This is a genomic window from Janibacter sp. Soil728 (assembly GCF_001428305.1).
Lineage (GTDB): Bacteria > Actinomycetota > Actinomycetes > Actinomycetales > Dermatophilaceae > Janibacter.
In genome coordinates this window covers 636,254-657,051 of sequence record NZ_LMRZ01000004.1, presented here as the reverse complement: position 1 = coordinate 657,051, position 20,798 = coordinate 636,254, and the positions used below count along the sequence as shown (strand labels likewise).

General features: G+C 69.7%; 18 protein-coding genes and 1 pseudogene. 10 read left to right on the top strand and 9 right to left on the bottom strand.

Going from position 1 to position 20,798, the window contains the following annotated elements:
* Window positions 1–49: 49 nt before the first annotated feature.
* From ASG73_RS09935 to ASG73_RS09925, 3 genes are read right to left on the bottom strand one after another with little or no spacing between them, the layout of a single operon-like run.
* Window positions 50–1,369, bottom strand: coding sequence for a uracil-xanthine permease family protein (locus tag ASG73_RS09935; RefSeq protein ID WP_055994081.1), 1,320 nt, complete (start codon window positions 1,367–1,369; stop codon window positions 50–52).
* Between the two features lie 15 nt (window positions 1,370–1,384).
* Window positions 1,385–1,858, bottom strand: coding sequence for a hypothetical protein (locus ASG73_RS09930; RefSeq protein WP_055994079.1), 474 nt, complete (start codon window positions 1,856–1,858; stop codon window positions 1,385–1,387).
* A complete protein-coding gene (locus tag ASG73_RS09925; RefSeq protein WP_162253974.1) occupies window positions 1,855–2,832 on the bottom strand; it encodes a GNAT family N-acetyltransferase in 978 nt (325 codons plus the stop codon). The genes ASG73_RS09930 and ASG73_RS09925 overlap by 4 nt, the downstream gene beginning before the upstream one ends.
* A gap of 46 nt (window positions 2,833–2,878) precedes the next feature.
* On the opposite strand from ASG73_RS09925, the gene ASG73_RS09920 reads away from it, so the two are divergent.
* The 5 genes and pseudogenes from ASG73_RS09920 (at window position 2,879) to ASG73_RS09905 (ending at window position 8,076) form a co-directional block, all read left to right on the top strand.
* On the top strand, window positions 2,879–5,464 hold the full coding sequence (locus tag ASG73_RS09920) for a DEAD/DEAH box helicase (RefSeq protein WP_055994075.1): 2,586 nt from the start codon (window positions 2,879–2,881) through the stop codon (window positions 5,462–5,464).
* A 24-nt stretch (window positions 5,465–5,488) separates the two neighbouring features.
* Window positions 5,489–6,274, top strand: a pseudogene (locus ASG73_RS18400) (transporter substrate-binding domain-containing protein); the annotation flags it as partial.
* Between the two features lie 66 nt (window positions 6,275–6,340).
* Window positions 6,341–6,964 carry an amino acid ABC transporter permease gene (locus tag ASG73_RS18395; RefSeq protein ID WP_055994596.1) on the top strand — a complete coding sequence of 208 codons (624 nt, stop codon included), beginning with the start codon at window positions 6,341–6,343 and terminating at the stop codon, window positions 6,962–6,964.
* Window positions 6,951–7,784, top strand: coding sequence for an amino acid ABC transporter ATP-binding protein (locus tag ASG73_RS09910; RefSeq protein WP_082567130.1), 834 nt, complete (start codon window positions 6,951–6,953; stop codon window positions 7,782–7,784). Before ASG73_RS18395 ends, ASG73_RS09910 begins: the two co-directional genes overlap by 14 nt.
* 7 nt (window positions 7,785–7,791) lie before the next feature.
* Window positions 7,792–8,076, top strand: a complete 285-nt coding sequence (locus ASG73_RS09905) for a DUF4031 domain-containing protein (protein ID WP_055994073.1) — start codon at window positions 7,792–7,794, stop codon at window positions 8,074–8,076.
* Here the strand turns inward: ASG73_RS09905 and ASG73_RS09900 are convergent.
* A complete protein-coding gene (locus ASG73_RS09900) occupies window positions 8,033–8,692 on the bottom strand; it encodes an HD domain-containing protein (protein ID WP_055994071.1) in 660 nt (219 codons plus the stop codon). The two genes, ASG73_RS09905 and ASG73_RS09900, sit on opposite strands and share 44 nt — an antisense overlap.
* An 18-nt stretch (window positions 8,693–8,710) precedes the next feature.
* Here ASG73_RS09900 and ASG73_RS09895 point away from each other — a divergent pair, with 18 nt between their 5' ends.
* Both ASG73_RS09895 and ASG73_RS09890 read left to right on the top strand, forming a co-directional pair.
* Complete coding sequence (locus ASG73_RS09895; protein WP_055994069.1) at window positions 8,711–10,210, top strand: purine-cytosine permease family protein; 1,500 nt, start codon at window positions 8,711–8,713, stop codon at window positions 10,208–10,210.
* On the top strand, window positions 10,207–10,800 hold the full coding sequence (locus ASG73_RS09890) for a cysteine hydrolase family protein (protein ID WP_327077486.1): 594 nt from the start codon (window positions 10,207–10,209) through the stop codon (window positions 10,798–10,800). Before ASG73_RS09895 ends, ASG73_RS09890 begins: the two co-directional genes overlap by 4 nt.
* Window positions 10,801–10,803: 3 nt before the next feature.
* On the opposite strand, the gene ASG73_RS09885 is transcribed toward ASG73_RS09890, so the two are convergent.
* Together ASG73_RS09885 and ASG73_RS09880 are read right to left on the bottom strand one after the other, a co-directional pair.
* Window positions 10,804–11,223: a VOC family protein gene (locus ASG73_RS09885; RefSeq protein WP_055994067.1), complete on the bottom strand. Its 420-nt coding sequence runs from the start codon at window positions 11,221–11,223 to the stop codon at window positions 10,804–10,806.
* Window positions 11,224–11,233: 10 nt separating this feature from the next.
* Window positions 11,234–12,151, bottom strand: coding sequence for a LysR family transcriptional regulator ArgP (locus tag ASG73_RS09880; protein ID WP_055994065.1), 918 nt, complete (start codon window positions 12,149–12,151; stop codon window positions 11,234–11,236).
* Window positions 12,152–12,220: 69 nt separating this feature from the next.
* Here ASG73_RS09880 and ASG73_RS09875 point away from each other — a divergent pair, with 69 nt between their 5' ends.
* Window positions 12,221–12,814, top strand: coding sequence for a LysE/ArgO family amino acid transporter (locus ASG73_RS09875; protein ID WP_156466236.1), 594 nt, complete (start codon window positions 12,221–12,223; stop codon window positions 12,812–12,814).
* A gap of 6 nt (window positions 12,815–12,820) precedes the next feature.
* Here ASG73_RS09875 and hflX read toward each other — a convergent pair whose 3' ends face one another.
* Window positions 12,821–14,320 carry a GTPase HflX gene (gene hflX / locus ASG73_RS09870; protein ID WP_082567129.1) on the bottom strand — a complete coding sequence of 500 codons (1,500 nt, stop codon included), beginning with the start codon at window positions 14,318–14,320 and terminating at the stop codon, window positions 12,821–12,823.
* A gap of 82 nt (window positions 14,321–14,402) precedes the next feature.
* Here hflX and ASG73_RS09865 point away from each other — a divergent pair, with 82 nt between their 5' ends.
* Window positions 14,403–15,854 (top strand): amino acid permease, encoded by a 1,452-nt coding sequence (locus tag ASG73_RS09865; RefSeq protein ID WP_055994063.1) that lies wholly within the window; start codon window positions 14,403–14,405, stop codon window positions 15,852–15,854.
* Here the strand turns inward: ASG73_RS09865 and ASG73_RS09860 are convergent.
* Window positions 15,824–17,350, bottom strand: a complete 1,527-nt coding sequence (locus tag ASG73_RS09860) for an alkaline phosphatase D family protein (protein WP_055994061.1) — start codon at window positions 17,348–17,350, stop codon at window positions 15,824–15,826. The genes ASG73_RS09865 and ASG73_RS09860 overlap by 31 nt on opposite strands.
* Window positions 17,351–17,417: 67 nt before the next feature.
* The gene (locus ASG73_RS09855; RefSeq protein ID WP_055994059.1) at window positions 17,418–19,124 is read right to left on the bottom strand and encodes a glycerol-3-phosphate dehydrogenase/oxidase; all 1,707 of its coding nucleotides are present in this window, start codon (window positions 19,122–19,124) and stop codon (window positions 17,418–17,420) included.
* Window positions 19,125–19,183: 59 nt separating this feature from the next.
* On the opposite strand from ASG73_RS09855, the gene glpK reads away from it, so the two are divergent.
* Window positions 19,184–20,716: a glycerol kinase GlpK gene (gene glpK / locus ASG73_RS09850; RefSeq protein ID WP_156466235.1), complete on the top strand. Its 1,533-nt coding sequence runs from the start codon at window positions 19,184–19,186 to the stop codon at window positions 20,714–20,716.
* Window positions 20,717–20,798: the final 82 nt, after the last annotated feature.

Genomic DNA, 20,798 nt, shown 5'->3' with positions numbered 1-20,798 from the left:
TCTTCATCTTCGCTGCCCACTCGGTGCTCATTCGGTGCTCACTCGGTGCTCACTCGGTGGGCGTGAGCGGGTCGGGCACGGCTCGGGTCACGAGGTTGACGCCGCGCATGAGGTGGAAGCCGACGAGTGCCGCGACCGTGCCGAGCGCGATGCCGGCGAACTGCAGGTCACCGATCTGCCAGGTGAAGTCGGCCACGCCGATGATCAGGGCGACAGCGGCCGTCATCAGGTTGATCGGGTTGCCGAAGTCGACCTTGGCCTCCACCCAGATCTTGGCTCCCAGCAGTCCGATCATCCCGTAGAGGACGACACCCGCACCCCCGAGCACCCCCTGGGGGACGGTCGCGATCGCCTCGCCGAACTTGGGTGAGAAGGACAAAATGAGGGCGACGACCGCCGCGACCCAGTAGGCAGCGGTCGAGTAGACCCGGGTTGCCGCCATGACCCCGATGTTCTCGGCGTAGGTCGTCGTGCCGGACCCACCGCCGGCACCGGCGAGGGTCGTCGCCAGCCCGTCCGCGATGAGCGCACGCCCGGTGATCGGGTCGAGGTCCTCGCCCGTCATCGAGGCGACGGACCGCACGTGGCCGACATTCTCGGCCACGAGGACGAGGACGACGGGGATGAAGAGCCCGGCCACGGCGATGTCGAAGTGGGGCGCGGTGAAGGTCGGTGCACCGAGCCAGTCGGCCGCCTGGACCTTGGCGAAGTCGACCTCCTCACGCACGACAGCGGTCAGGTAGCCCGCCGCGACACCGACGAGGATCGCGATGCGGGAGAAGAGGGTCCGCGTCGCCACGGTGACCATCAGGATGACGGCGACGGTCACCAGACCGGTGACGGGCGAGACGACGAAGTTGGCCTTGGCGCTCGGCGCGAGGTTGAGCCCGATGAGGGCGACGATGGCGCCCGTGACGGTGGCCGGCATGATCGCTCGCAGCCATCGGTCGCCGGCGAGCTGGACGACGACGCCGAGCAGGGCCAGCGTGATGCCCGCCATGACGACACCGCCGAGCGCGGTGGGCATGTCGTGGCTCGCGGAGGCAGCCGCGAGCGGCGCGATGAAGGCGAAGGAGCTCCCGAGGTAGCTCGGCACCCGACCCGCCGTGATGAGCAGGAAGAGCATCGTGCCGACGCCGCTGAAGAAGAGGGTCGTCGCCGGCGGCAGCCCCGTGATGAGCGGGACGAGGAAGGTCGCGCCGAACATCGCGACGACGTGCTGCGCCCCGAGACCGATCGTGCGCGGCCACGACAGCCGCTCCCCCGGGGCCACGACCTCGCCCGGCAGCACCTCGCGGCCGTCGCCGTGCAGGCGCCACCCCAGGCCGAAGGGGGGTCGGGTCTCGGTGTCGCGATCGGTCTGGGTCATGGGCCGAATGCTAGGTCAGCGGCGAAAGAGCCTGGTCCACAGCCACGGCGTCCGTGACGGGGTCTTGACGAGGTCTGCCGGCGGCGGGCCCTCGTCGACGTCGTCGAAGAGCACCGCGTGCCCGGGCACCTCCCCGGAGAGGGTCCTCGGGTCGAGGCTCTCGGCGGCGGCCCGGGCGAGCACGTCGTCACGGGCGGCGGGGTCGCCGACCGTGTCGTAGAAGAGCACCTGCGTGTCCAGCAGCGCGGTGAGCGTCGTCAGGCGCCTCGTCGAGATCCCCGTCAACCCCGCGCTGACGGCCAAGGTCCATCGACCGCCTGCCCCGGCCAACGGCGGCAGCAACCCGGTCGCGGAGGAGGCTCGGACGGCCTCTGCTGCCGCGACATTGCGACCTCCCGTCAGGCCAAGGGCCTCGGCGACCTCGGCCTGCGACCGATCGAGGACCGCGATCCAGGCCGTCGCCTGCCCGAAGGACTCGAGGTGGGTCACAGCGAGCGCGCCATGATCACGCCGTCCCGGTCGTCACCGGGGGCGACGCGGACGCCACCGGGGATGCGCCCGACCTCCGTGTAGCCGTACCGGGTGTAGAACTCGCCGAGCCCGGTGCCGCCCCGGTAGTCGAGGGTCACGAGCTCGACGCCCATCTCCCGCGCGGCCCGGTGCATGCCCGCCATGAGGAGCGCCCCGTGGTTGGTCCCCCGACGAGCAGTGTCGGTCATGATCCGCTCGAGGTTGGCGGTGTGCGCCACCGTCATCCCCGTGGACCGCGCCACGAAGCCGAAGCCGAGCAGCTCGCCGAGCGGGGAGTTGAGCGCGACGCAGACGGTGCGGCCCTCGGCGAGCCTGGCGACGTAGCCGTCGAGGACCTCGGCGACGTCCTCCTGGCTCGCGCCGGGGACGAAGCCCACCGCACCCCCGGCGTCGTTGACCTCGCCCCACATCTTCAGCATCGCCTCGCGAGCCCGTGGCGGGACGCGGTCGGCGATGCGGACGTAGGGCAGCTCGAGGACCTGCCACTCGTCGCCGTCGACCGCGTGGTCCAGGTCCGGTGCGTACGTCATGCCCGCGGCCTCCGCGACCTCGCGCGTGGCGACGTCCTCGGGCGCGAGCCGGATGCGCAGGGGCAGGTCGGGCAGCCACTCGAGCGCGTGACTGACGACCACCCGCAGCGCCCGCGTGGCCAGGTCGTCACCCCCTTCGCCCTCGATGACGCGGATCGTGACGCGGATGAAGTCGGAGTGCGATCGCAGGCCCACGAAACCGAGGCGCCGGCCAGCCGGGTCCTCGATGATCCATGTCCCGTACCCGCGCTCGTCCCAGTGCTCGCGCCAGAGGCGGACGATCTGCGCAGGACGCTCGGTGGAGATCGGCACGTCCATCAGCTCGGCCACGAGCTGCGCGTCGTCCTCGACCGGCGGGCGCAGGGACAGGTCATCAGCGGTGATCAATCGCGGTGGGGTCACGGACCCCATGGTGACACCCGGGTAACCCCGCTGGGACGATGGGTGAATGGCAGCCCCGCTCATCGTCCCCGTCGGTACCGAACCCGACGACCTCTTCGAGCGGTTCTCGGCCTGGACGGCCGATCGTGGGCTGACGCTCTACCCGCACCAGGAAGAGGCGCTCCTCGCCCTCCTCGGCGACGACCACGTGGTGCTCGCGACCCCCACCGGCTCCGGCAAGTCCCTCGTCGCGACGGGCGCGATCGCCCACGCGATGGCCAAGGACGAGGTCGCCTTCTACACCGCCCCCATCAAGGCGCTCGTCTCGGAGAAGTTCTTCGACCTCTGCGAGGTCTTCGGCGCGGACAACGTCGGCATGCTCACGGGAGACGCCTCGGTCAACGCCGATGCGCCCGTGATCGTCTGCACCGCAGAGGTGCTCGCCAACCTCGCCCTGCGCGAAGGGAGCGACGCCGACGTCGGTCTCGTCGTCATGGACGAGTTCCACTACTACGCCGAGGCCGAGCGTGGTTGGGCCTGGCAGGTGCCGCTGCTGGAGCTGCCGCAGGCGCAGATGCTGCTGATGTCCGCGACGCTCGGTGACACCCGGGCCATCGAGGAGGACCTGCGTGAGCGCACCGACCGCGATGTCGTCGTCGTCAAGGACGCCGAGCGCCCGGTGCCCCTGACCTTCTCCTGGGCGCTCACCCCGATCCAGGAGACGATCGAGGAGATCCTCGAGTGGCGCCGCGCGCCGGTCTACGTCGTCCACCAGACCCAGGCCAATGCCTCCGAGCACGCCCGGCTGCTCCAGACGCTCAAGCTGCTCGACAAGGACGAGAAGCAGGCGATCGCCGACCGGCTCGCCGACTTCCGCTTCTCCGCAGGCTTCGGCCGCACGCTCAACGGCATGCTGCGACGCGGGGTGGGCGTCCACCACGCCGGGATGCTCCCTCGTTACCGACGCCTCGTCGAGCAGCTCGCCCAGGCGGGGATGCTCAAGGTCATCTGCGGCACCGACACCCTCGGCGTCGGCATCAATGTCCCGATCCGCACCGTGCTCTTCACCTCGTTGACCAAGTTCGACGGTTCGCGCCACCGGGTGCTGCGGGTGCGCGAGTTCCTCCAGATCGCCGGGCGCGCGGGTCGCGCCGGGTTCGACACCGAGGGCCATGTCGTCGTCCAGGCTCCCGAGCACGTCATCGACAACCACCGCGCGCTGCTCAAGGCCGGCGACGACGAGAAGAAGCGCAAGAAGGTCCAGCGCAAGAAGCCCGCGGAGGGCTTCGTCGTGTGGACCGAGGAGACCTTCACCAAGCTGACGACCGCCGCACCCGAGACCCTGCGCTCGCGGATGAAGGTCGACAACTCGATGATCCTCAATGTCGTCGCCCGGCCCGGCAACCCGATCACCGCGCTCTCGCGGCTCACCCGGGACAACCACGAGGACGCACGCGGGCGCACCCGGCTGGCCCAGCGCACCATCCGACTGGGACGCAGCCTGCTCGACTCCGGTGTGCTGGAGCGGCTCCCGGAGCCGGACGAGACCGGTCGGACGGTGGCTCTGACCCTCGACCTGCCGCGCGACTTCGCGCTCAACCAGCCGTTGGCCCCCTTCGCGCTGGCGGCGCTGGACCTGCTCGACGCGGACTCCCCGACCCACGCCCTCGACGTGGTCTCCACCATCGAAGCGGTGCTGGAAGCCCCCTTCGCCATCCTCATGGCCCAGCAGCACGCTGCCCGCGGCGAGGCGATCGGCGAGATGAAGGCCGACGGCATCGAGTACGAGGAGCGGATGAAGCTCCTCGAGGAGATCACCTGGCCGCGGCCTCTCGCCGATGAGCTGGCGGCGGCCTTCGAGACCTACCGGCAGACCCACCCGTGGCTGCCGGAGGAGTCGCTCATCCCGAAGTCGATCGTGCGGCTGATGTGGGAGGAGGGCATGTCCTTCGCGGACTTCGTCCGGCGCTTCACCCTCGGTCCGCGTGAGGGCCTCGTGCTGCGCTACCTCACCGACGCCTACCGCACCCTCATGCGCACCGTGCCTGATGTGCATTCCTCCCCCGAGCTCGAGGAGATCATCGACTGGCTGGGCGAGACCGTGCGCCAGACCGACTCCTCGCTGCTCGACGAGTGGGAGGCCCTCGCCGACCCGGAGTCGGCCGCCGCACTCGCGCAGGGACGCGACGCGGCACCACCGCCGCGGCCCCTGAGCGCTCGCACCGGCCCCTTCCGTGCGATGGTGCGCGGTGCCCTGTGGCAGCGGGTCGAGAAGGCCGCGCGCGACGACCTGTCCGCGCTCAGCGCGATCGAGACGGCCGCGGCGGAGCTCGCCGACGACGACCGCTCGCCCGTCATGCGCCATGCCGACTGGGACACCGCTCTCGGCGACTACTGGGAGGAGCACGACCGCATCGGTACCGACCAGGACGCCCGCGGTCCGCACCACCTGCACATCGAGGAGGCCACGGGGCTCGCTCCGGGTGTCGACGACGTGGCCGAGGTCGAGGACGCGCGCCTGTGGCGGGTGCGTCAGACGCTCGCCGACCCTGCCGGTGATCACGACTGGGTCATCGAGGCCGAGGTCGACCTCGACGCGTCCGACCGCATCGGCGAGGCCGTCGTGCTCGCGACCGCCCTGCGCCGACTGTGACGCCGGGCATATCCTGAGCGCCTGATGATCACGCTCCCCCGGCGCCTGGCGCACCTCGTCCTCGCCCTCGCGATCGCGTTGGCTCCCGTCCTGCTGTCGGCGCCAGGTGCGGCAGCGGCTCCCACGACGGCCTCGACCACGCCGGCCGCCGCGTCGGAGGCGATCCCCAACCCCCTGCGGGTCGGGACCGAAGGGGTGTACGCCCCCTTCTCCATCAAGAAGGGCGACGAGTTCACCGGCTTCGACATCGACGTGATGAACGAGGTCGGCAAACGCCTCGGCGTCGAGGTCGAGTACGTCGCCACCCCGTGGGACTCGATGTTTGCCGCGCTCGGCGCCGGGCGCTTCGACATCGTCGCCAACCAGGTGACCCTCAACCCGGAGCGCAAGCAGCTCTACGACCTGTCCGACCCGTATGTCGACACCGGTGGGGTCCTCGTCGTCGCCGAGGACAACCCGAAGGACATCACCACGCTGGCCGACCTCAAGGGCAAGAAGGCCGCCGAGAACCTCACCAGCAGCTGGCGCGAGGTCGCCGAGAAGCACGGCGCCGAGATCGTCGGGGTCGACGGGATGACGGAGGCGATGGCCAACCTCAAGCAGGGCCGGGTCGACGCGATCGTCAACGACAAGCTCGCCGTGCGCAACTACATCGCGACCAGCCCCGACCCCGGGGTCAAGGTCGTGGACGAGACTGACGACACGTCCCAGTCGGTCTTCGCCGCGAAGAAGGGTTCCGGCTACATGCCGGCCATCAACAAGACGCTGGCCGAGATGGAGCAGGACGGCACCACGCAGAAGATCTACGACAGGTACTTCGCGGCGGACGTCGAGGCTCCCACCTGGTGGGACCTCGTCAAGGACAACGCCGGCCCGATGGCGCTGGCCGCGATCAAGGTGACGATCCCGCTCACCGTGCTCTCCTTCGCGATCGGCCTCGTCCTCGCGATGATCGCCGCCATGGGCCGGATGTCGCACGCGGCCCTGCCACGGGCCATCGCGCGGAGCTACATCTCGATCATCCGCGGCACCCCGCTGCTCGTGCAGCTCTACCTGATCTTCTTCGCCCTGCCGCAGCTGGGTGTCGACCTCGCCCCCTTCCCCGCCGCGGTCATCGCGCTGTCGCTCAACGTCGGTGGCTACGCCGCCGAGGTCATCCGCTCGGCCGTCGAGTCGATTCCCAAGGGCCAGTGGGAGGCGGCGCAGACGATCGGCATGAGCCCGAGGACGGCACTGCGGCGGATCATCCTCCCGCAGGCCGCACGCACCGCGGTGCCGCCGCTGTCCAACACGCTGATCTCGCTCGTCAAGGACACCTCGCTGACCTCGATCATCCTCGTCGTCGAGATCCTGCGGCAGGCGCAGTTCGCGGCCGCGCCCACCTTCCAGTTCATGGCGATGTACGGGCTCGCCGCGATCTACTTCTGGATCATCTGCATGATCATCTCGGTCTTCCAGGACCGCGCCGAGGAGAGGTTCAGCCGCTATGTCGCCGTCTGACGCACCCAGCACCGCGCCCGGCACGACCGCTGCAGCCGGAGCGCCGGTCGTGTCCGCGCACAACATCCGCAAGAGCTTCGGTGACAAGGAGGTCCTGCGGGACATCTCCTTCGACGTCCCCGAGGGCGGCGTCACCGTCGTCCTCGGCCCCTCCGGCTCGGGCAAGACGACCCTGCTGCGGGCCCTCGGCGGCCTCGAGCGCCCGGACGCGGGCGTCATCACCATCGGTGACGCCACCGTGGACTTCTCGCAGCTGTCGCCCAACCGGCACGGCCGACTCCCCCGCCCCCAGCGCGATCAGGCCGACGCCCTCGCCGCGCAGAGCGGCTTCGTCTTCCAGGGGCACAACCTCTTCGCCCACAAGACCACCCTCGACAACATCACCGAGGGGCCGATCGTCGTCCAGGGCGAGGACCCCCAGTCGGCTCGCGAGCGCGCGAAGGCCCTGCTGGAGCAGGTGGGCCTGTCCGAGCACGCGGACAAGTACCCCTTCCAGCTCTCCGGTGGTCAGCAGCAGCGGGTCGGCATCGCCCGGGCTCTCGCCCTGCGCCCCTCGGTCGTGCTCTTCGACGAGCCGACCTCCGCACTCGACCCCGAGACGGTCGGCGAGGTGCTCACCGTGATGCGCGACCTCGCCGAGCAGAGCTGGACCATGGTCGTCGTCACGCACGAGATCCGCTTCGCCCGCGAGGTGGCCGACGACGTGCTCTTCATCGACGGCGGTGTCGTCGTCGAGCGAGGCGCCCCGGAGCAGGTCATCCTCGAGCCGCAGGAGCCTCGCACGCAGGCCTTCCTCAAGCGCATCCTCGATCCCTTGTGAGCCAGCCATGATCCTCGTCGACCCGCCCACCTGGCCCGGCTGGGGACGCGTCTGGAGCCACCTGGTGTCCGACTCCTCGCTGGAGGAGCTGCACGCCTTCGCCGAGGAGCTGGCGATCCCGCGCAAGCTCTTCGACGAGGACCACTACGACGTGCCGGTCGAGCGCTACGACGAGGTCGTCGCCGCCGGGGCCACCGAGGTCGCTGGCTCCGAGCTGATCCGCCGGCTGATCCGCAGCGGGCTGCGGGTCACCCAGGCCCAGCGAGCCGGGCGATCTCTCGACGCAGGTTGAGCCGGGCCCGCTCGGTCCACCGTTCGTGGGCGTGGTCGGTGAGGTAGAGGCGCTCCCGCTCGACGAAGGGAGTCAGCACCGCGACCCGTCCGCGTGCGTAGTCCGCAGTGGCGAACATGCCGTACTCGATGCGCACCTGGTGGCAGTAGGCGTCGAAGCGCTCGGCCTCCGCCGAGAGGATCCACAGGTCGGCGTCGTGGAAGGCACGGGTCGCCGGGTCGTGGTCCGACATCTCGTGGGTGGCGCTCTCCCGCACCAGCATCGCCACCCGTTCCACCAGCTCGGCCGGCACACCGATGGCGGTCAGTCGCTCCTGCGCCAGGACTGCCGAGGCCTCCTCGTTGGCACCGGACGCAGCCGCTGGGTCGTAGACCGCATCGTGGTACCAGGCGGCCAGACCAGCCAGGTGACGGTCATGGGCGGGGAGGTCACCCCCTTCGTGCAGCTCGTCGAGGGCCGCGAGGACCTCGGCCAGGTGCACCGCGTCGTGGTACGAGCGGTGGTCCTCGAGCCAGCGATCGAGCAGATCGGTCCCCTCCGCCGCGAGCAGCGGGCGGTCCGCAGCCGGGCACAGAGCGACGACATCGGCGTGCCATCGGCTCCTCAGGGTGTCCACGTGTGCAATTCTGCCCGAATGAGCGCTGATTCCCGCAGGGGCGACACCCTCGACTCGGTCCGTCGTGCCGGGGTCGAGACCACCGGCATCGAGATCATCGACGAGGCGGACCGCACGGCCAAGCCCTCCGACCTCTTCTGGCCGTGGTTCGCCGCCAATGTCTCGGTCTTCGGCATCTCCTACGGCAGCTTCGTCCTTGGTTTCGGGATCTCCTTCGTCCAGGCGTTGATCGTCTCCGTGGTGGGCATCGTCATCTCCTTCCTGCTCTGCGGCCTCGTCGCCGTCGCCGGCAAACGGGGCTCGGCCCCGACGATGGTCATCTCGCGTGCGGCCTTCGGCGTGCAGGGACAAAAGCTGCCCGGTGTCGTCTCGTGGATCGTCTCGATCGGCTGGGAGACCTTCCTCGCGATCATGGCGACCCTCGCGACCGCCACGGTCATGCGCGAGCTCGGTTGGGGCGGTGGGACGCCCACCAAGGTGATCGCGATGCTCGTCGTCGCCGCGCTCATCGTCACCGCCTCCGTGGCGGGCTATCACCTCATCATGCGGATGCAGTCCCTGCTCACGTGGGTGACCGGCATCGCGACGATCGTCTATGTCGCCCTGACCGTCGGTCACATCGACTGGTCGGCCCTCACGGCGATGGAGGGCGGGTCGCTGCAGCAGGTGCTCGGCGCGCTCATCATGGTGATGACCGGCTTCGGACTCGGGTGGATCAACATCGCCGCCGACTGGTCGCGCTACCAAAGACGTGAGGCCTCCTCCGGCTCCATCGTCGCGTGGAACACGATCGGCGGAGCGCTCGCCCCGACACTGCTCGTCGCCTACGGCATCGGGCTCGCCGGGTCCGACGCCGAGCTGAGCGCGGGCATCGCCGCCGACCCCGTCGGCACCCTCGCGACGATCCTGCCGACCTGGTACCTCGTGATCTTCGGCGTCGCCGCCGTTCTCGCGCTCGTCTCCGGCGCAGTACTGGGCATCTACTCCTCCGGGTTGACGCTGCTCAGCCTCGGGGTGCGCATCCCTCGCCCGGCAGCAGCTGGCATCGACGGGCTGCTGCTCACCCTCGGCACCATCTACGTCGTCTTCTTCGCCGAGAACTTCTTGGGCCCCTTCCAGTCCTTCCTCATCACCCTCGGTGTCCCGCTGGCCGCCTGGGCAGGGATCTTCCTGTCCGACCTGGCGCTGCGCCACCGGGACTACGACGAGGAGGCCCTCTTCGACTCCCGTGGCCGATACGGCGCGGTCGACTGGATCTCGGTCGGCACCATGGTGCTCACCTCCGTCATCGGCTGGGGCCTGGTCACCAATGCCATGCCCGACTCGACGTGGAACAACTGGCAGGGCTACCTGCTCAAGGCCTTCATGGGAACAGAGCTCGTCGAGGACCCCGCGGGCAACTACTGGAACGGCGACTGGTCCTACGCCAACCTCGGCGTGCTGGTCGCGCTGGTGCTGGCCTTCGTCATCACCTACATCGCCCGCCGCGGCGTCGTGCGCCGTCAGGAGCAGGTGTGAGCGAGGAGACCGTGATGGAGCAGCCGACGCTGCCCGACCTGAGCGACGCCTGGCTGGTCATCATCGACCCGCAGAAGATCTTCGCCGACAGCGCGAGCCCGTGGGGCTCGCCCATGTTTGATGACGCACTCGGCTCCATCAAGAGCCTGCGTTCGCAGTTCGGAGCCGATCGCACGATCGTCACCCGGTGGCTGCCGGGCACCGACCGCACGGGCTCGTGGGGGCCCTACTTCGAGCGGTGGCCATTCGCCGACAAGCCGGACACCGACCCGATCTTCGACCTCGTCTCCCCCGCCAACGGCTGGAGCAACCGGGGCACCGTCGATGCCTCGACCTTCGGCAAGTGGGGTGAGGGCCTGACCCGTCTCACCGGGGCGACGCCGACGCTCGTCCTCGCGGGAGTGTCGACGGACTGCTGCGTCATCTCCACGGCCCTGCCCGCGGCCGACGCCGGCGCCACCGTGGTGGTGGCGGCCGACGCCTGCGCCGGGTCGAGCCAGGACAACCACGCCGCTGCCCTGCAGGTCATGGGCCTCTACGCTCCGCAGATCGAGGTCGTCGACTCCGCCGCGGTCCTGGCTGCGCGCTAGGACTCAGCCCTGCTGACCCGGGCCAGCGATGTTGACCATCCACGGGATGCCGAAGCGGTCGGTGAAGGAGCCGAACTCATCTCCCCACATCTGCATCTCGAGAGGCATCTCGATGGTGCCGCCGTCGGTGAGACCTGCCCAGTAGCCGCGCAGCCGCTCGGTCTCGTCGCCGCTGATGCTCACCGTGATGCTCGTACCCGGCGTGGACTGCATGCCGGGCGGGGTGTCGCTGGCGAAGATCGTGTAGCCGGCCTCGGTCTGCAGGCTGGCGTGCATGACCTGGTCGGCAATCTCGCCGGCGTCGGGCATGCTCTCGCCGAAGGTGTGCACGAGGAGCTCACCCCCGAGGACCGACTGGTAGAACTCCATCGCCTCGCGGGCGTTGGCGTCGAAGTTGAGGTAGGGGTTGAGTATTGATGCCATGCGCTCAACGCTAGACCCGGGCACCGACAGCCGGAAGACTCGATCGACGAACGGGTCTCAGGGCACGGGCTGCGTCATGGACGGCCTCTGTGAGGCGGGTGATCCGAGGCGTCTGCAGCGTCCAGACCTGCCAGTGGAGCGGCACGTCACGGTGCGCCCGCTGGCGCAGGAGCACCAGGTCTCCGGTCACCAGGTCATCGCCCAGCTGGGTCTCGGGGACCATCGCCCAGCCGAGCCCTGACCGGACCGCAGCGACGAAGCCCTCGGAGGAGGGCACCTGGGACATGGGCGGGGCCAGCGTGACACCGAGGTCGCGCAGCACCCCCTGCTGCAGGTCGTCCTTGGCGTTGAAGCGGAGTACCGGCATCGAGTCCCACGCGTACCCTCGACCGCGGGCGAAGCGCTCGGCGAGCCCGGGCGAGGCCACGGGCAGGTATCGCATCGCGCCGAGCGGCTCGGTGCGGCACCCGGCCACCGGCACGGGGTCGGCGGTCACTGCCCCGACCACGGCCCCACGACGCAGGTGATCGGCGCTGTACTCCTCGTCCTCGACCTCGAGGTGCAGGAGGGTGTCGTCCCATCCCCCGGCGGCTGCGAGGACGGGCACGAACCAGGTCGCGAGGGAGTCGGCGTTGACGGCCACGGGCAGGTGGACGGCGGCAGCACCCCCTTCGCCCCCGTCGCCGAGGGCCACCCGCACGTCCTCCTCGAGGAGGAGCATCTGGCGTGCCGCTCGCACGATGGTCTCCCCCGCGTCCGTCGCGCGGCAGGGGGCCGTGCGCTCGACGAGGACCCGGCCGGTGTCGCGCTCGAGTGCCTTGATCCGCTGGCTGACGGCCGACGGGGTGAGGTGCAGGGCGCGCGCCGCCGCCTCGAAGGTGCCGTGGTCGAGGACCGCCAGGAGCGCGCGCAGCTGATCGAGGTGCATGAAGCAACTCTAATGATCCGATCACAACATTCGTTGGGCTTCACCGCGCGAGCGACCTAGTGTCGTCGCGTGACCCTCCCCGCCCTCGCCGGTCTGCTCACCGGCCTCACCCTCATCGTCGCCATCGGCGCCCAGAATGCCTTTGTCCTGCGGCAGGGAATCCGTCGCGAGCACCTCGCGCCCGTCGTCCTCATCTGCATCGCGGCCGACGGCCTGCTCATCGCGCTCGGGACCGCGGGGGTGGGTGCCCTCGTGAGCGCGCACCCAGGACTCGTGCGGGCCGTCACCTGGCTGGGCGCGGCCTACCTCGTGGGGTACGGCCTGCTCGCCCTGCGACGGGCCGCGAAGCCGGAGGGCCTGAAGGCGACGGTGAGCGCCTCACGCCGCTCCGTCGTCGCGACGACACTGGCCATCACCTTCCTCAACCCGCACGTCTACCTCGACACGGTCCTGATGCTCGGGTCGATCGCCAACGGTCACGGCGAGCAGCGGTGGGCCTTCGCCGGCGGAGCGGTGCTGGGCAGCACGATCTGGTTCACTGGCCTGGGTCTGGGCGCCCGGGCGCTGGCAGGCCCTCTCGGCCGTCCGGGGACCTGGCGGGTCCTCGACGGGGTCATCGGGGTGACGATGATCGGGCTGGCGATCCTGCTCGTGACGAGGTGAGGAGCCTCAGCCAGCAGCGGCGAAGGGGGTCAGCTCGGACGCGAGGTCAGGGTGCACCCTGGCGGCGACCCGGGTCCCTTCGGCGACGTGGTCCTCCGAGAGGATCTCCGCCTCGTCGTGCAGTCGGCTGATGAGATCACCGCGCGCGTAGGGCACGAGGACCTCGACGTCGATGTCCGGCTTGGGCAGCTCCTCGGCGATGAGCGTCAAGAGCTCGGGGATGCCCTTGCCCGTGCGTGCTGAGACGGCAAGGGAGTGCTTCTCGTGCAGCAGGATGCGATCGATGACCTCGGGGTCGGCGGCATCCGCCTTGTTGATGACGATGACCTCCTTGACGTCGGTCGCATCGACCTCGGCCAGGACGCCGCGGACCGCGGAGATCTGCCCCTCTGGGTCGGGGTGCGAGCCGTCGACGACGTGGAGCAGCAGGTCGGCCTCGCCGACCTCCTCGAGCGTGGAGCGGAAGGCCTCGACGAGCTGCGGCGGCAGCTCGCGGACGAACCCGACGGTGTCAGCGAGGGTGAACTCGCGTCCGTCGACCGTCTCGGACCGGCGCACGGTGGTGTCGAGGGTCGCGAAGAGCTGGTTGTCGACGAGCACCCCGGCGTGGGTGAGGCGGTTGAGCAGCGTCGACTTGCCGGCGTTGGTGTAGCCCGCGATGACCACGGAGGGCGTGCCGTTGCTGCGGCGGGAGGAGCGCTTGGTGTCGCGGTGGGTCTTCATCCCTGCGATGTCGCGCTTCAGCTTGGCGATGCGGGTGTTGATGCGACGCCGGTCGAGCTCGATCTTGGTCTCACCGGGACCACGCGAGCCCATCCCCTGACCGCCGGCAGCCTGGCCACCGGCCTGACGGGACATCGACTCACCCCAACCGCGCAGACGCGGCAGCAGGTACTGCAGCTGGGCCAGCTCGACCTGTGCACGACCCTCACGCGACTGGGCGTGCTGGGCGAAGATGTCGAGGATCAGCGCGGTGCGGTCGATGACCTTGACCTTGACGACGTCCTCGAGGGCACGCCGCTGGCTCGGGCTCAGCTCGGTGTCGCACACGACGGTGTCGGCGCCCTGCGCCACGACGATGTCCCGCAGCTCGAGGGCCTTGCCGGAGCCTAGGTAGGTGCCGGGGTCGGGGTTCTGCCGGCGCTGCAGGACTCCCTCGAGGACCTCGGAGCCAGCCGTCTCGGCGAGCGCGGCGAGCTCACGCATCGAGTTCTCGGCGTCCTCGACGCTGCCCTGCGTCCACACGGCCGCGAGCACCACGCGCTCGAGGCGCAGCTGCCGGTACTCGACCTCGGTGATGTCCTCGAGCTCGGTCGACAGCCCCTGCACCCGGCGAAGGGCGGAGCGCTCCTCGCGGTCGAGCTGGTCGCCGTCGTAGGTCCCGCCGTCGACGAAACCGTCGTCGTCAGCGAGTGCTTGGGCGCGGCGGGAGAGGACTCGGTCGATCGTGGCGTCGATGGCGCTCTGGCTGCTCGGCACGTCGTGGTCGTCATGTGGTTCTGTCATGTTCTCCTCAGGATCTCACCTTCCAACGCCTCCGATCCACCCATTAGTCCTGCACCGGATCTCGCACGTAGGCTCGGACCTCGTGTCCACCCACACCACACCTGCAGATGCGGCGCCCGCGACCGACCACCTCGAGCGGGGGTTGAACCCCCGCCACGTCCAGTTCATCGCCCTCGGCACCGCGATCGGGACGGGCCTGTTCTTCGGTTCCTCCGAGACGATCCAGGCCGCCGGCCCAGCGGTGCTCATCGCCTACCTCGTGGCCGGCGCCATGGTCTTCATCGTCATGCGGGCCCTCGGCGAGATGGCCGTGCGCCACCCGGTCGCCGGGTCCTTCGCCCAGTACTCCGGGTCCTTCCTCGGGCCCTTCGCGGGGTTCATCACCGGCTGGGTCTTCTGGCTCGAGCTGGCGGTCGTGGCCATCGCCGACATGACTGCGGTCGCCACCTACATGGGGCTGTGGTTCCCCGATGTGCCGGGCTGGGTGTGGATGGTCGCCGCGATCGCCTTCATCGGCTGCCTCAACCTCATGGCGGTGCAGGTCTTCGGCGAGATGGAGTTCTGGTTCTCCCTCATCAAGGTCCTGGCGATCATCGCGCTCGTCATCGGTGGCCTCGCGCTGATCTTCTGGGGCAAGGAGGTCGGCGGGACCACCCCCGACTTCGCCAACCTGTGGAGCAACGGCGGGTTCGCCCCCTTCGGCCTGTGGGGGATCATCATGAGCCTGAGCGTCGTCGTCTTCTCCTTCGGTGGGATCGAGACGCTCGGCATGACCGCCGGCGAGGCCGACGACCCGGACCGCTCCATCGCTCGCGCGGTCAACACCGTGCCCTGGCGCATCCTGCTCTTCTACGTCGCCGCGCTGGCGGTGATCATGTCGATCATCCCGTGGAGCGAGGTGACCGGAGAGACCTCTCCCTTCGTCGAGGTCTTTGCCGCCCTGGACATCCCGGCGGCCGAGCACATCATGAACTTCGTCGTCCTCACGGCCGCACTGTCGGCGATGAACGCGATCTTCTACGCCTGCTCCCGCACGATGTACGGCCTGGCCGAGCAGGGGCACGCACCGCGCTCCTTCCTGCGGCTCTCGCGCCACGGCCACATCCCCGTCGTGCCCGTCCTGTGCATGTTCGTCACCGGCGCCGTGGGCATCGCGCTCTACCTGAGCATCGAGGACCGGCTCTTCTTCTACGTGGCGGCCATCGCCACCTTCGCCACGGTCTTCACCTGGCTGATGATCCTGCTCGCCCACTGGCGGATGAGGGCACGGATGACCCGCGAGGGCGCCGCCGCGACGAGCTACGCGATGCCCCTCTTCCCCGTGCTCAACGCCATCGCGATCACCTTCATGGTCGGTGTCATCGTGCTGCTGGCCACCACCGACACCGGTCGCAATGCCTTCTACGTGGGGGCGGGCGCGCTGGTGCTGCTCACCGCCGCGTACTTCGGCTGCGTGCGAGGTGTTGGGAGGAAGCCGATCGTGCTCCCTCCCCACACCGTCGATCAGCGCTCGGGCGACAGCTCCCGCGTGTAGAGGACGCTCCCCTTCGCGTCACGCAGGGTGACGGTCAAGGTCCCGTCCCGGTCGATGTCGGCGTGGCCGAAGAACTGGTTGCCGCCGCGCGGTGACTGGTTGGGGTAGTCGGCCGTCCTGATGAAGTCGACCCGCGGCCCGAAGGTCGCGTCCATCTCGTTGGGGCCGAAGGTCCCCGCATTGATCGGCCCGGCGACGAACTCCCAGAAGGGCGAGAAGTCGGTGAAGGCGGCCCGCTCCGGGCTGTAGTGGTGCGCCGCGCAGTAGTGCACGTCCGCAGTGATCCACACGACGCCGGGCACGTCCTTGATCTCCTTCAGCAGCCAGGCCAGCTCGATCTCCTTGCCGAGCGGGGCGCCCGGGTCGCGGTTGGACAGCGACTCCTGCATGTCCCCGTCCGGCACGACGATGCCGAGCGGCAGGTCGGCGGAGATGACCTTCCACGTCGCCGTGGAGCGCTTGAGCTCACGGACGAGCCAGCGGACCTGCTCGTCGCCGATGAGGCTGGTGCGCTCGCGCTCCAGACCGCTGGTGTTGGGGTCCTTGAAGGTGCGCATGTCGAGGCAGAAGACGTCCAGGTGCGCGCCGCGGGCGACCTTGCGATGGATGCGCTGACCCTCGCGGCGGTCCTGACCGTTGCTGATCGGCTGCCACTCCCACCACGCGCGCTTGGCGTGCGTCGCGAGGACGTCGACGCGACGCTCCACGTCGTAGCGGGGGTCCTCGAGCACCTCGCCGGGGTACCAGTTGTTGGTCGTCTCGTGGTCGTCCCACTGGGCGAGCACGGGCACCTCGGCGTACATCCCGGTGAGGTTGTCGTCCAGGTGGTTGTAGCGGTGGCGTCCGCGGTACTGCGCGAGGGTCTGTGCGACCACAGTGACCTCGGGGATGACGAGGTTGCGCCAGACCTGGCCATCGGGCTCGGTGACGCTCGCCTCGATGGGGCCGTCGGCGTAGATCGTGTCACCGCAGTGGACGAAGAAGTCGGGACGCGTCGCGTGCATCGTCGCGTAGGCGACGTAGCCGCCCAGGTCGGGGTTGATCCCCCAGCCCTGCCCGGCGGTGTCCCCCGTCCAGACGAAGGACTGCCCGGCCCGGCCCTTCGCTGCGGTGGTGAAGGACAGGTCGCGGGTCTCCCCCCTTCGCCCGTGCTCGTCCTCGAAGGCGACCTCGATCTCGTGGCGACGACCTGGCGCAAGGTGACGCAGGTCGATCTTGCCCGTGTGGTCCGTGCCCGGCGTGACCCACGGCCCGCGGATGGTCCGGCGGGAGCGTCCGGGACCCCGGAGGGTGGCGACCATGCGCGAAGGGCGGTCCGCCCGGGCCCAGATGACACCACCGTCGGTCGTGACGTCACCGGAGGCGACTCCGGAGGGCATCCGCGGGCGCCCACTGTGGACCTGGGCGGGAACGGCAAGGGCTGCCGTCGGGAGCGACAGGGCCCCTGCGGCGACGGCGGTCGTGGACAGGACGGTACGACGGGTGATCTCGGCCATGCGGCCAGAGTGGCTGCCCCAGGTGTCCGCCACGTCCGACTTCGGTGACGAGCACGTGGACGGCGGGTCAGCCCTTGGCCAAGGTCCTGATGTCGGTCGCCTCGGTGCGCTCGGCGTCGGCCCGCTCGTCCTCGGTCATCTGCTGGCTCTCGATCTCGGCCTGCACACGCCGCAGGTAGTGCTGCACCTCCGAGTGGGTCCGCTCCTCGTCCCAGCCGAGCTCTGCCGCAAGGATCGGGCCGGCTGACTGCGCGGCCAGCACTCCCCGGTCCTTGGTCTCGATGGAGATCCGGGTCCGGCGGGTCAGCAGGTCGTTGAGGTGGAGGGTCGCCTCGTGGCGGGCCGCGTAGACGACCTCCACGATGAGATACTCCTCGGCTCCCACGAGCGGCTCTGCGAGAGAACGGTCCTCGTCGATGAGGTGGAAGAGGTTGACGGCCAACGACCCGTAGCGGTCGAGGAGGTGCGTCAGGCGCCAGACGGGCAGGTCGTGGCGCCGGCTCAGGGTGTCGAGCTGGTTGACGAGAGCCGGGTAGCCCTCCGCGCCGATGAGCGGGATGTGCTCGGTGACGCTGTCCGGGACCCCCGGGGAGAGGTCCTCGCGGGCTGCGTCGACAGCGTCCTGCGCCATGATCCGGTAGGTCGTGTACTTGCCGCCGGCGATGGAGATCAGCCCCGGCTGGGGGCGCGCGACGGCGTGCTCGCGGCTGAGCTGCGAGGACTCCTCGGACTCACCGGCCAGTAGTGGGCGCAACCCGGCATAGACACCCTGGATGTCGTCGCGGGTCAGCGGCGTGACGAGGACGCCGTTGATCTGCTCGAGGATGTAGTCGATGTCTGCCGAGGTCGCTGCGGGGTGGGCGCGCGAGAGCGACCAGTCGGTGTCCGTCGTGCCGATGATCCAGTGCGTGCCCCAGGGGATGCAGAAGAGGACGGACTTCTCCGTGCGCAGGATCAGCCCGGTCTCGGAGTTGACCCGGTCTCGGGCCACGACGATGTGCACGCCCTTGCTCGCCCGCACGTGGAAGCGGCCGCGGCCACCTGCCATCCGCTGGATGTCGTCGGTCCACACCCCGGTGCAGTTGATGACGACCGACGCGTTGACCTCCACCTCCTGGCCCGTCTCGACGTCGAGGACCTGCGCGCCGATGACCCGCTCACCCGCATGGAGCAGGCCGGTGACCTTGGCGGAGTTGAGGACGGTCGCGCCGTAGGCAGCAGCGGTGCGCACGACGGTCAGGGTGTGACGGGCGTCGTCGCACTGGGCGTCGTGGTAGAGCAGACCGCCGTGGTGCACGGAGGGCTTGAGCGCCGGGACGAGGCGACGGACTCCCCCCTTCGTCAGCTGCTTGGTACGGGGAACCGACCGACCGCCGCCCATCGAGTCGTAGAGGGTGAGCCCCGCGGTCACGTAGGGCCGCTCCCAGATCGGGTGCGAGAGCGGGTAGAGGAAGGAGACCGGTTTGACCAGGTGCGGCGCGATGCGGGTGAGCATCAGCTCGCGCTCCTTGAGCGCCTCGCGGACGAGCCCGAAGTTGAGCTGCTCGAGGTAGCGCACGCCCCCGTGGAAGAGCTTGCTGGAGCGCGAGGAGGTGCCCGAGGCGAAGTCGCGCTGCTCGACGAGAGCCACCTTGAGACCACGGGTGGCGGCGTCGAGAGCGACGCCGGCGCCGGTCACGCCACCGCCGATGACGAGGACGTCGAGGTCCTCCTCGGCGACACGACGCCAGGCGTCGGCGCGCTGCTGAGGGTCGAGTGGCGTGGGATTCGGCATGGCACAACGGTAGTCGCGCTCCACGCCATCGGCGAAGACGACCTGACAGGATGCCGGACATGAGTGCACCGAAGACGTACGTGCTGGCCATCGACCAGGGGACGACGAGCACCCGGGCGATGGTCTTCGACCGGGACGGCACCGTCATCGCGAGCGATCAGATCGAGCACGAGCAGATCTTCCCCAGAGCCGGATGGGTCGAGCACGACGCCCTGGAGATCTGGGACAACACGCGACGGGTCATCGGCGGTGCCTTGGGCAAGGGCAACCTCAACAGCGGCCACATCGAGGCCGTGGGCATCACCAACCAGCGCGAGACCACTGTCGTGTGGGACAAGGCCACCGGCCAGCCGATCCACCACGCCGTCGTCTGGCAGGACACCCGGACCCAGGGCCTGGTCGACGAGCTGGCGAAGGACGGCGGGTTGGACCGCTTCAAGGAGGTCTGCGGCCTGCCCTTGGCGACCTACTTCGCCGGGCCCAAGATCGCCTGGATCCTCGACCACGTCGACGGTGCGCGCGAGCGGGCCGAGGCCGGTGAGCTGCTCGCGGGGACGATGGACACCTGGGTGCTGTGGAACCTCACGGGTGGCGGCGAGAACGAAGGGGTGCACGTCACCGACGTCACCAATGCCTCGCGCACGATGCTCATGGACCTCAAGACGCTCGCGTGGGACGAGGCGACCTGTGAGGCGATCGGGGTGCCGATGCAGCTGCTCCCCGAGATTCGTTCGTCGTCGCAGGTCTACGGCGAGTGCAAGCCCGGAGTGCTCAACGGGACACCGATCGCAGGGATCCTCGGCGACCAGCAGTCGGCGACCTTCGGTCAGGCGTGCCTGACGCCGGGGTCGGCGAAGAACACGTACGGCACCGGCAACTTCATGCTGCTCAACACCGGCACCGAGATCGTCGCGAGCGACAACGGCCTGCTGACGACCGTCTGCTACCAGATCGGTGAGGCGCCGGCGGTGTACGCCCTCGAGGGGTCCATCGCCGTCACCGGGTCGCTGATCCAGTGGTTGCGGGACAATCTGGGCTTCATCAAGGAGGCCCCCGAGGTCGAGCAGCTGGCGAGCAGCGTGGAGGACAACGGCGGGGTCTACTTCGTGCCGGCCTTCTCCGGGCTCTTCGCCCCGCACTGGCGGCCGGACGCCCGGGGCGCGATCCTCGGGCTGACCCGCTTCGCCAACAAGGGGCACATCGCGCGGGCGGCCCTCGAGTCCACGGCCTACCAGACCAAGGACGTCCTCGACGCGATGCAGGAGGACGCCGAGCGGGCAGGTGGGCGCCTCACCGAGCTGAAGGTCGACGGCGGCATGGTCGCCAACGAGACCCTCATGCAGTTCCAGGCCGACGTGCTCGGGGTTGACGTCGTCCGGCCGAAGATCGCCGAGACCACGGCCCTCGGCGCGGCCTATGCCGCTGGCCTGGCCGTCGGGTACTGGGGCTCGACCGATGAGATCGTCGACAACTGGTCGGAGGATCAGCGGTGGTCCCCCTCGATGGACGAGGACGAGGTGGCGCGGTTGCACCGCAACTGGACCAAGGCGATCAGCAAGACCCTCGACTGGGTGGACGAGGACGTGGTCTGAGGGCCATGCACCTGCACGGGCTGGTCGCTGCCCGCTGACCGACCGGGCGAAGGGGGACCGCCCTCCTCTCCCCCTTCGCCCC

Bases quoted from the DNA above. Each gene is read 5' to 3' on its own strand.
- hflX (WP_082567129.1), bottom strand. From the start codon at position 14,320: ATGACAGAACCACATGACGACCACGACGTGCCGAGCAGCCAGAGCGCC.
- ASG73_RS18395 (WP_055994596.1), top strand. From the start codon at position 6,341: ATGGCGCTGGCCGCGATCAAGGTGACGATCCCGCTCACCGTGCTCTCC.
- ASG73_RS09860 (WP_055994061.1), bottom strand. From the start codon at position 17,350: ATGGCCGAGATCACCCGTCGTACCGTCCTGTCCACGACCGCCGTCGCC.
- ASG73_RS09895 (WP_055994069.1), top strand. From the start codon at position 8,711: ATGAGCGCTGATTCCCGCAGGGGCGACACCCTCGACTCGGTCCGTCGT.
- ASG73_RS09905 (WP_055994073.1), top strand. From the start codon at position 7,792: ATGATCCTCGTCGACCCGCCCACCTGGCCCGGCTGGGGACGCGTCTGG.
- glpK (WP_156466235.1), top strand. From the start codon at position 19,184: ATGAGTGCACCGAAGACGTACGTGCTGGCCATCGACCAGGGGACGACG.
- ASG73_RS09910 (WP_082567130.1), top strand. From the start codon at position 6,951: ATGTCGCCGTCTGACGCACCCAGCACCGCGCCCGGCACGACCGCTGCA.
- ASG73_RS09920 (WP_055994075.1), top strand. From the start codon at position 2,879: ATGGCAGCCCCGCTCATCGTCCCCGTCGGTACCGAACCCGACGACCTC.
- ASG73_RS09885 (WP_055994067.1), bottom strand. From the start codon at position 11,223: ATGGCATCAATACTCAACCCCTACCTCAACTTCGACGCCAACGCCCGC.
- ASG73_RS09855 (WP_055994059.1), bottom strand. From the start codon at position 19,124: ATGCCGAATCCCACGCCACTCGACCCTCAGCAGCGCGCCGACGCCTGG.
- ASG73_RS09880 (WP_055994065.1), bottom strand. From the start codon at position 12,151: ATGCACCTCGATCAGCTGCGCGCGCTCCTGGCGGTCCTCGACCACGGC.
- ASG73_RS09935 (WP_055994081.1), bottom strand. From the start codon at position 1,369: ATGACCCAGACCGATCGCGACACCGAGACCCGACCCCCCTTCGGCCTG.